Origin of the sequence: Saccharomonospora saliphila YIM 90502 (assembly GCF_000383795.1) — a bacterium.
Taxonomy (GTDB): domain Bacteria; phylum Actinomycetota; class Actinomycetes; order Mycobacteriales; family Pseudonocardiaceae; genus Saccharomonospora; species Saccharomonospora saliphila.
On the sequence record NZ_KB912640.1, the window covers coordinates 15,159 to 22,795 of the forward strand.

Here is a 7,637-nt window from a genome sequence, read left to right on the forward strand (position 1 = left end):
GGTCAGCGCGAGCCGCCCCGTCTCCAGCGCCGCGCGGTCGAACACCACCGCGTCGATGCGCTCCATCCGCCGCAGCACCGTCCGGTCCATCACGACGGCACCGCGGCGGGCCAGCACGCGCCCGAGGGCGCTGCCGAACGCCGAGCGCGCCGTCTCCACCGGCTTGGGCACCGCCGCCAGTCCGACGGCGGCGGCCCTGCGCGGTCCCGTGAACGGCAACGCCGTCGCCGCTGCCGCCGCTCCCACGGCGAACGCCCTGCGCTGGTAGCGCTCGACCGGGCCCTCCGGCAGCGGAACGGGGCGCTCGACGGGCGCGGCCTCGGCACGAACGGCCTCCGGGCCGGTCACCCACCGGTCTTCGACCGCGTTCCACGAGCGCTCCAGTGCGCGGGCCTCCCGCCATTGCCCGCCGCGCTGGGCCACATCGAGCACCACGCCTTCCCCACCCGCCGCGAGCCCCTGCGCGAGCGCGCCCGCCATCGAGGTGAGCGACTCGGCGCGCGAGTGACTGTGCGCGCGGCGCGCCACTCCTTCCCGCAGGCCGGGGTGGTGGTCGAGCGTTCCGATGAGGGCCGCGAGTTCGGGCGGCAACGGCGCCCACGGGGCCAGCCGCGTGAGCAGCGACGTGGTCAGCGCGAGCACATCGACGGCGAGCGTGGGCACCAACCTGGTTCCCCGTAGTCCGGCGGCCGGGTGCAGCGCCTCGTCCTCGGCGGCCACCTCCTCCGGCTCGGACGGCATCCGCTCCGCCCTGCGGACGGCGTCCACCAGCGGTCCCCGCCGGGTGGCCGGGTCGGACAGCGCCACGACCACGCGGGACGACGGCGCGTTCACCCGCGCCCAGTGCACGCCGGGGTGTGCCTCGACGGCGCTCTCGACCCGGCGCGCGACCGCCGCTCCGTCCTCGCCGTGCACCCCGTGTACCTCGATGTAGTGGCGCGTGGGCGACGACCACACGTGCCGCCGGGGACGAGCGGCCAGCGCAGCGGCTCCGCGCACGGTTCCCAGCGCGGCACCGGCCACGGTGAGCGGGCCCGGCACCGGCAGCCCGAACACGTTCATGGCAACGGGATGCCCCGATCCGCGCAGGGCGAACCGGCGCGTCGCACGCGCACCGGCGAGCGGGGCCGGTGCGCGTGCGCGGGTGAGGACGTCAGAGCGCCTCGGCCAGCGCCGAGCCGACCTCGCTCGTGCTCGCGGAGCCGCCGAGATCCGGTGTGAGCGCCCGGCCTTCGGTGAGGACCTTCTCGACCGCGGCGCGCACCGCGGTGGCGGCCTCGGCCTCACCGAGGTGGTCGAGCAGCATCGCCCCCGTCAGCACCTGGGCCACGGGGTTGGCGATGCCCTGGCCCGCGATGTCCGGAGCGCTGCCGTGCACGGCCTCGAACATCGACGGGTGCGTGCGCTCGGGATTGATGTTGCCGGACGGGGCCATGCCCAGCCCGCCGGTCACGGCGGCGGCGAGGTCGCTGAGTATGTCCCCGAACAGGTTCGACGCGACCACGACATCGAGCCGGTCCGGCGCCTGCACCATGCGCGCGGCGAGCGCGTCGATGTGACACGACTCGGCCTCCACGTCCGGGTACTCGGCCGCCACGGAGGCGAAGATCTCGTCCCAGAACGGCATGGTGTGGATGATGCCGTTCGACTTGGTCGCCGAGCACACCCGCTTCGAGCGGGTACGGGCGAGTTCGAAGGCATAGCGGATGACGCGCTCGACCCCGGTGCGGGTGAACACCGCCTCCTGGAGCGCGAACTCGCCCGGCTGCCCCTCGTTGTGCCTGCCGCCGAGGGTGGAGTACTCGCCCTCGGAGTTCTCCCGGACGATCACCATCTCCAGCTCGTGCGCCTGGCGGCCCGCGAGCACGGACGTGGTCCCCGGCAGCAGCCGCACGGGCCGGAGGTTGACGTACTGGGAGAACGCCCGGCGCAACGGGATCAGCAGGCCCCACAGCGAGACGTGATCAGGGACCCCGGGAAAGCCGACGGCGCCGAGCAGGATCGCGTCGAAGGCCGCCAGCGTCGCCACACCGTCGTCCGGCATCATCGCGCCGGTTCGGGCGTAGCGCTCGCAACTGTAGTCGAACTCCGTCCACCGCAGCGTGAACCCGTGCCGCTCGGCCGCCGCGTCGAGCACCGTTCGCGCCTCGACGGTCACGTCCACGCCGATCCCGTCGCCGGGCACGGCCGCGACGGCGTAGGCGCGCCGCTCCGCCGCCGTCACAGGCTCACCGCCACGTACTTTGTCTCCAGGAACTCGTCGATGCCGACGGTGCCGCCCTCGCGGCCGAGGCCGGACTGCTTGATCCCGCCGAACGGCGCGGCCGGGTTGGACACCACACCCTGGTTCAGGCCCACCATGCCGGTCTCCAGTCGCTCGCTGACCCGGAGGGCGCGCTTGACGTCGCTGGTGTAGACGTAACCGACGAGGCCGTACTCCGTGTCGTTGGCGGCGGCCAGCGCCTCTTCCTCGGTGTCGAACACCGTGATCGGCGCGACCGGGCCGAAGATCTCCTCGTCGGCCATCCGGGCGTCGGTGGGCACGCCGGTGAGCACGGTCGGCTGGTAGAAGTTGCCGGGCCCGTCCACGGTGGCGCCGCCGGTCAGCACGTCGGCACCGCGCTGGGCGGCGTCGGCGACCAGGGCGGACACCTTGTCCACGGCCGCCTCGTCGATCAGCGGGCCGACCACGACGCCGTCCTCGGTGCCCCGGCCGATGGGCAGCGACGACATCCGCTCGGTGAGCCTGCGGGAGAACTCGTCGGCGATCCCCCGCTGCACGTAGAAGCGGTTGGCGGCGGTGCAGGCCTCGCCGATGTTGCGCATCTTGGCCGCCATCGCGCCCTCGACCGCGTCGTCGAGATCGGCGTCGTCGAAGACGAGGAACGGCGCGTTGCCGCCGAGTTCCATCGACGTGCGCAGCACCTTGTCTGCGCACTGCTCCAGCAGCCTGCGGCCCACGCCGGTGGAACCGGTGAAGGAGAGCTTGCGCGCGCGGCCGTCCCGGATCAGCGGCTCCATCACCCCGCCCGCGTCGCTGGTGGTGAGCACGCTCAGCACCCCGTCGGGCAGTCCGGCGTCGGCGAGAATGCGCGCCAGCGCCAGCATGGACAGCGGGGTCTGCGCGGCGGGCTTGACGATCATGGTGCAGCCCGCGGCGACAGCGGGGCCGATCTTGCGCGTGCCCATCGCCATCGGGAAGTTCCATGGCGTGATCAGCAACGACGGGCCGACCGGCTGCTTGGTGACCAGGAAGCGGCCCGAGCCGTTCGGCGCGACCGCGTAGCCGCCGTCGATGCGCACGGCTTCTTCGGCGAACCAGCGGAAGAACTCGGCGGCGTAGGCGATCTCGCCACGCGCCTCCGCCAGCGGCTTGCCCATCTCCAGCGTCATCAGCAGCGCCAGCTCCTCCTGGCGGGCCATGAGCGCCTCGTAGGAGCGGCGCAGGATCTCCCCGCGCTCGCGCGGCGGGCACTGGGCCCAGCTCTCCTGCGCGGAGACGGCGGCGTCGAGCGCGACCATGCCGTCGGCGGCCGTGGCGTCGGCGACCTCGCACAGGACCTCGCCGGTCGCCGGGTCGGTGACCGCGAAGGTCCGGCCCTCGGACGCGGGGGTCCACTTGCCACCGAGGAACAACTCCTTGTTGACCGCGTCCACCACGCCCGACTCGCTCACCGTGCCCATCCGAAACTCCTCCGAAAGTAGCTGTTTGCGCCGCTGCGCGCCCCATGCTACGAATATTGTTGACAATCTACAACCCTGCCGGGCCCGCCCGGGCCCAGTGCCGCGAAGGCGTTCCACCCCACGACGGCGTTCAACCCCACGACGAACGCCGCGGGGGATTTCCGTCCCGGCACACCGCGGACCGGCCACCGTCGCGAAGGAGCACGCTGCCATGGCCCAGCTCTCCCCCATTCTCAAGCAGGCGACCCCCGTTGTCGTCGAGCACGGTGAAGGCGCCTACCTCTACGACACCAACGGGCGCAGGCACCTCGACTTCACCGCGGGAATCGGGGTGACGAGCACCGGGCACTGCCACCCGAAGGTGGTCCGCGCCGCCCAGGAGCAGGTCGGCAAGCTCATCCACGGCCAGTACACCACCGTGATGCACCGGCCGCTGCTCGAACTCAGCGAACGGCTCGGCGAGGTACTGCCGAGCGGGCTCGACTCGCTGTTCTTCGCCAACTCGGGCAGCGAGGCGGTCGAAGCGGCCCTGCGGCTGACCCGGCAGGCCACGGGCAGGCCGAACGTGGTGGTGTTCCAGGGCGGCTTCCACGGCCGCACCGTGGCGGCGGCGTCGATGACCACCTCGGGCACGCGGTTCGGCGCGGGCTTCTCCCCGCTGATGTCCGGCGTGCACGTGGCGCCGTTCCCGTACGCCTACCACTACGGGTGGGACGAGAAGACCGCGACCGACTTCGCGCTGCGCGAGCTCGACTACCTGTTCGCCACTCAGACGTCTCCGCAGGAGACGGCGGCGTTCTTCGTCGAGCCGATGCTCGGCGAGGGCGGCTACGTGCCCGCGAACGCCGAGTTCCTCGCCGGCCTGCGCGAGCGCGCCGACGAGCACGGCATCCTGCTCGTGCTGGACGAGATCCAGACCGGCTTCGGCCGCACCGGACGGTTCTGGGGACACGAGCACTTCGACGTGCACCCGGACGTGGTGCTCATCGCCAAGGGCCTTGCCAGCGGCTTCCCGCTGTCGGGGATCGCGGCCTCCAAGGACCTCATGGGCAAGGCCTGGCCCGGCTCGCAGGGCGGCACCTACGGCGGCAACGCGGTCGCGTGCGCGGCGGCGCTGGCCACCCTGGACGTCATCGCCGAGGAGAACCTGGTCGACAACGCCGCCGCCCGCGGCAGGCAACTGTTCGACGGCGCCCGCGCGGTGGGCGACAAGACGGCGGGCATCGGAGACGTGCGCGGGCTCGGGCTGCTGGTCGGCTCGGAGTTCGTCACCGCGGAGGGCAAGCCGGACAACGCCACGGCGCAGGCCGCGCAGAAGAAGGCCGCCGAGAAGGGATTGCTCCTGCTCACCTGCGGCGCGTTCATGAACGTGGTCCGGATGATCCCGCCGCTGGTGGTGACCTCCGAGCAGATCGACGAGGCCCTCGACATCTGGGGCGAGGTCGTCGCCGCCGTCGCCAAGTGACGCACGCCCCGACGGCGGCACCGGCCGCCCGGGAACACAGAGTGGGAGAGTCCGTGGCCCGATACATCACGATCACGCTGGACAAGCGCGGGGTGTCCTGCCGCGCCAGGCTGCTCGACGACGAGGCCCCGCGCACGTGCCGGGCGGTGTGGGACGCACTGCCGCAGAGCGGGGCGGCCTACCACGCCAAGTACGCGCGCAACGAGGTCTACACCTTGGTGCCGCCGTTCGCCGATCCGAAGCCGGGGCGGGAGAACCCCACCGTCACCCCGATCCCGGGCGATGTCTGCTACTTCGGCTTCGAGCCGTGGGAGATCGGCAACCCGGCCTACGGCTACGACGAGGACAGCGCGGCACACAGCGAGCAGGGCGCCACCGACCTGGCCATCTTCTACGGGCGCAACAACCTGCTGATCAACGGTGACGCGGGCTGGGTGCCCGGCAACGTGTTCGCCACGATCGAGCAGGGTCTTCCCGAGATGGCCGCCGCCGCGCAGGACCTGTGGCTGCGCGGGGTCGAGGGCGAGACGCTGTCGTTCGCGCGCGCCTGAGCGGACGGGTGTGGGCGGACGGGCTTCTCGGACGCTCACACCCGCGAAGGCGAAAAGAACTCATAGCCGGGGTCTCGACGGCCGTATTAGGCTTCCGCCATGGGTGAGGCAACGGGCGGCGCGGCAGAGCGGCTCGCCGAGATCGTCGGCACGGGGAACCTGCTCACCGGTGACGACGTCGGTAAGGACTACACCGGTGACGAGGCGCTGGTGGGCGGCACGGTGACACCGGCCCACGTCGTCCTGCCCGGCACGGCCGAGGAGGTGGCCGCCGTCCTGGCCACGGCCACCGAGCACCGGGTGCCCGTGACGGCGCGCGGCTCCGGGACCGGCCTGTCAGGCGCGGCCCGTCCGCATCCCGAGGGAATCGTGGTGTCGTTCGAACGGATGAATTCCGTCGTCGAGATCGACACGACCAACCACGTCGCCGTGGTGCAGCCCGGTGTCACGCTGTCCGAACTGGACGAGCGCACGGCCTCGGCCGGGCTCGGCTACACCGTCTACCCGGGCGAGATGAGCGCCAGCGTCGGCGGCAACGTCGGCACCAACGCCGGCGGCATGCGCGCGGTGAAGTACGGCGTCACCCGCCACAACGTCCTCGGGTTGCAACTGGCCCTGCCGACCGGCGAGCTGGTCCGGACCGGCGGCAAGATCGCCAAGGTGTCCAGCGGCTACGACCTGACCCAGCTCGTGATCGGCTCGGAGGGGACGCTCGCCCTGGCCACGGAGGTCACCGTCAAGCTCCATCCCCGGCTGGCGCACGGCGCCACCGTGCTCGCCCCGTTCGCCGACCTCGACACGGTCATGCGCGCCGTGCCGGAGGTCGTCGCGAGCGGGCTGACGCCGCACATCCTGGAGTACATCGACGCGCTCACCATGGCCGCCATCACCCACAGCACCGACGTCACGCTCGGCATCCCCGACGCGGTCCGCGAGGCCACACAGGCCTACCTCGTGGTCGGGCTGGAAAGCCGTGAGGCCGACCGGCTCGACGCCGACGTGCAGACCCTGGGCGAGCTGCTCGGCACGGCGGGGGCCTCGGAGGTGTACGTGCTGGAGGGTGCCTCGGCCCGCAAGCTGATCCAGGCGCGCGAGAACGCCTTCTGGACGGCGAAGGCGGCGGGCGCCGACGAGGTGCTCGACGTGGTGGTGCCCCGCTCCGAGCTGCCCGCGTTCCTGGCCGAGGCGCGGGAGGCCGCCGCCCGCGCCGAGTCCGGCGTGATCGGCTGCGGGCACGCGGGCGACGGCAATGTCCACCTCGCGGTGTTCCAGCCGGACCCGGACAAGCGCGCGGCCCTGCTCCACGAGATTCTCGCGGCCGGGATGCGCCTCGGGGGCGCCATCTCGGGCGAGCACGGTCTCGGGCACGCCAAGACCGGGCACTTCCTCGAACTGGAGAACCCGGTCACGATCGACCTCATGAGACGAGTCAAACAGGCCTTCGATCCCGCCGGAATCCTCAATCCCGGCGTGCTCTTCGGCGGCCAGGAGGACAGACCATGGCGATGAACGGCGCGCAGGCGCTGATCAGCACGCTCGTCGACGCCGACGTCGACGTGTGCTTCACCAACCCCGGCACCTCCGAGATGCATTTCGTGGCCGCGCTGGACAACGTGCCGCGGATGCGCGGGGTGCTGGGGTTGGCCGAGGGCGTGGTCACCGGCGCCGCCGACGGGTACGCGCGGATCGCCGACCGTCCCGCCGCGACCCTGCTGCACCTGGGCCCCGGCCTGGGCAACGGGCTGGCGAACCTGCACAACGCGCGCCGGGCGCACACTCCGGTGGTCAACGTGGTGGGCGACCACGCCACCCACCACAAGCGCCACGACGCACCGTTGGAGTCCGACATCGAGGCGGTGGCGGGCTCGCTGGCGGGCTGGGTACGCCGCAGCGCCTGCGCCGGTGACGTGGGTGCCGACGCGGCGGCCGCGGTCGCC

Annotated in this window: 6 protein-coding genes and 1 pseudogene; 4 read left to right on the forward strand and 3 right to left on the reverse strand. The window is 72.4% G+C overall.

Annotated features, from left to right (window positions below; all coding sequences use genetic code 11):
• The 3 genes and pseudogenes from SACSA_RS25725 to SACSA_RS0105195 all read right to left on the reverse strand — a co-directional run.
• Positions 1-1,062: pseudogene (locus tag SACSA_RS25725) on the reverse strand (haloacid dehalogenase); the annotation flags it as partial.
• A gap of 91 nt (positions 1,063-1,153) precedes the next feature.
• Positions 1,154-2,224, reverse strand: coding sequence for a tartrate dehydrogenase (locus SACSA_RS0105190; protein ID WP_019814108.1), 1,071 nt, complete (start codon positions 2,222-2,224; stop codon positions 1,154-1,156).
• Entirely contained in the window at positions 2,221-3,684 is a 1,464-nt protein-coding gene (locus tag SACSA_RS0105195) for an NAD-dependent succinate-semialdehyde dehydrogenase (RefSeq protein ID WP_019814109.1), read from the reverse strand. Before SACSA_RS0105195 ends, SACSA_RS0105190 begins: the two co-directional genes overlap by 4 nt.
• 211 nt (positions 3,685-3,895) lie before the next feature.
• Here SACSA_RS0105195 and SACSA_RS0105200 point away from each other — a divergent pair, with 211 nt between their 5' ends.
• The 4 genes from SACSA_RS0105200 to SACSA_RS21635 form a co-directional block, all read left to right on the forward strand.
• Positions 3,896-5,149 (forward strand): aspartate aminotransferase family protein, encoded by a 1,254-nt coding sequence (locus tag SACSA_RS0105200; RefSeq protein WP_019814111.1) that lies wholly within the window; start codon positions 3,896-3,898, stop codon positions 5,147-5,149.
• 53 nt (positions 5,150-5,202) lie between these two features.
• On the forward strand, positions 5,203-5,700 hold the full coding sequence (locus tag SACSA_RS0105205; RefSeq protein ID WP_019814113.1) for a DUF3830 family protein: 498 nt from the start codon (positions 5,203-5,205) through the stop codon (positions 5,698-5,700).
• 99 nt (positions 5,701-5,799) lie between these two features.
• On the forward strand, positions 5,800-7,209 hold the full coding sequence (locus tag SACSA_RS0105210) for an FAD-binding oxidoreductase (protein ID WP_019814115.1): 1,410 nt from the start codon (positions 5,800-5,802) through the stop codon (positions 7,207-7,209).
• Positions 7,206-7,637, forward strand: a 432-nt coding sequence (locus SACSA_RS21635; protein WP_269634782.1) for a thiamine pyrophosphate-binding protein, incomplete at its 3' end; no start/stop codon positions are given. The genes SACSA_RS0105210 and SACSA_RS21635, both read left to right, overlap by 4 nt.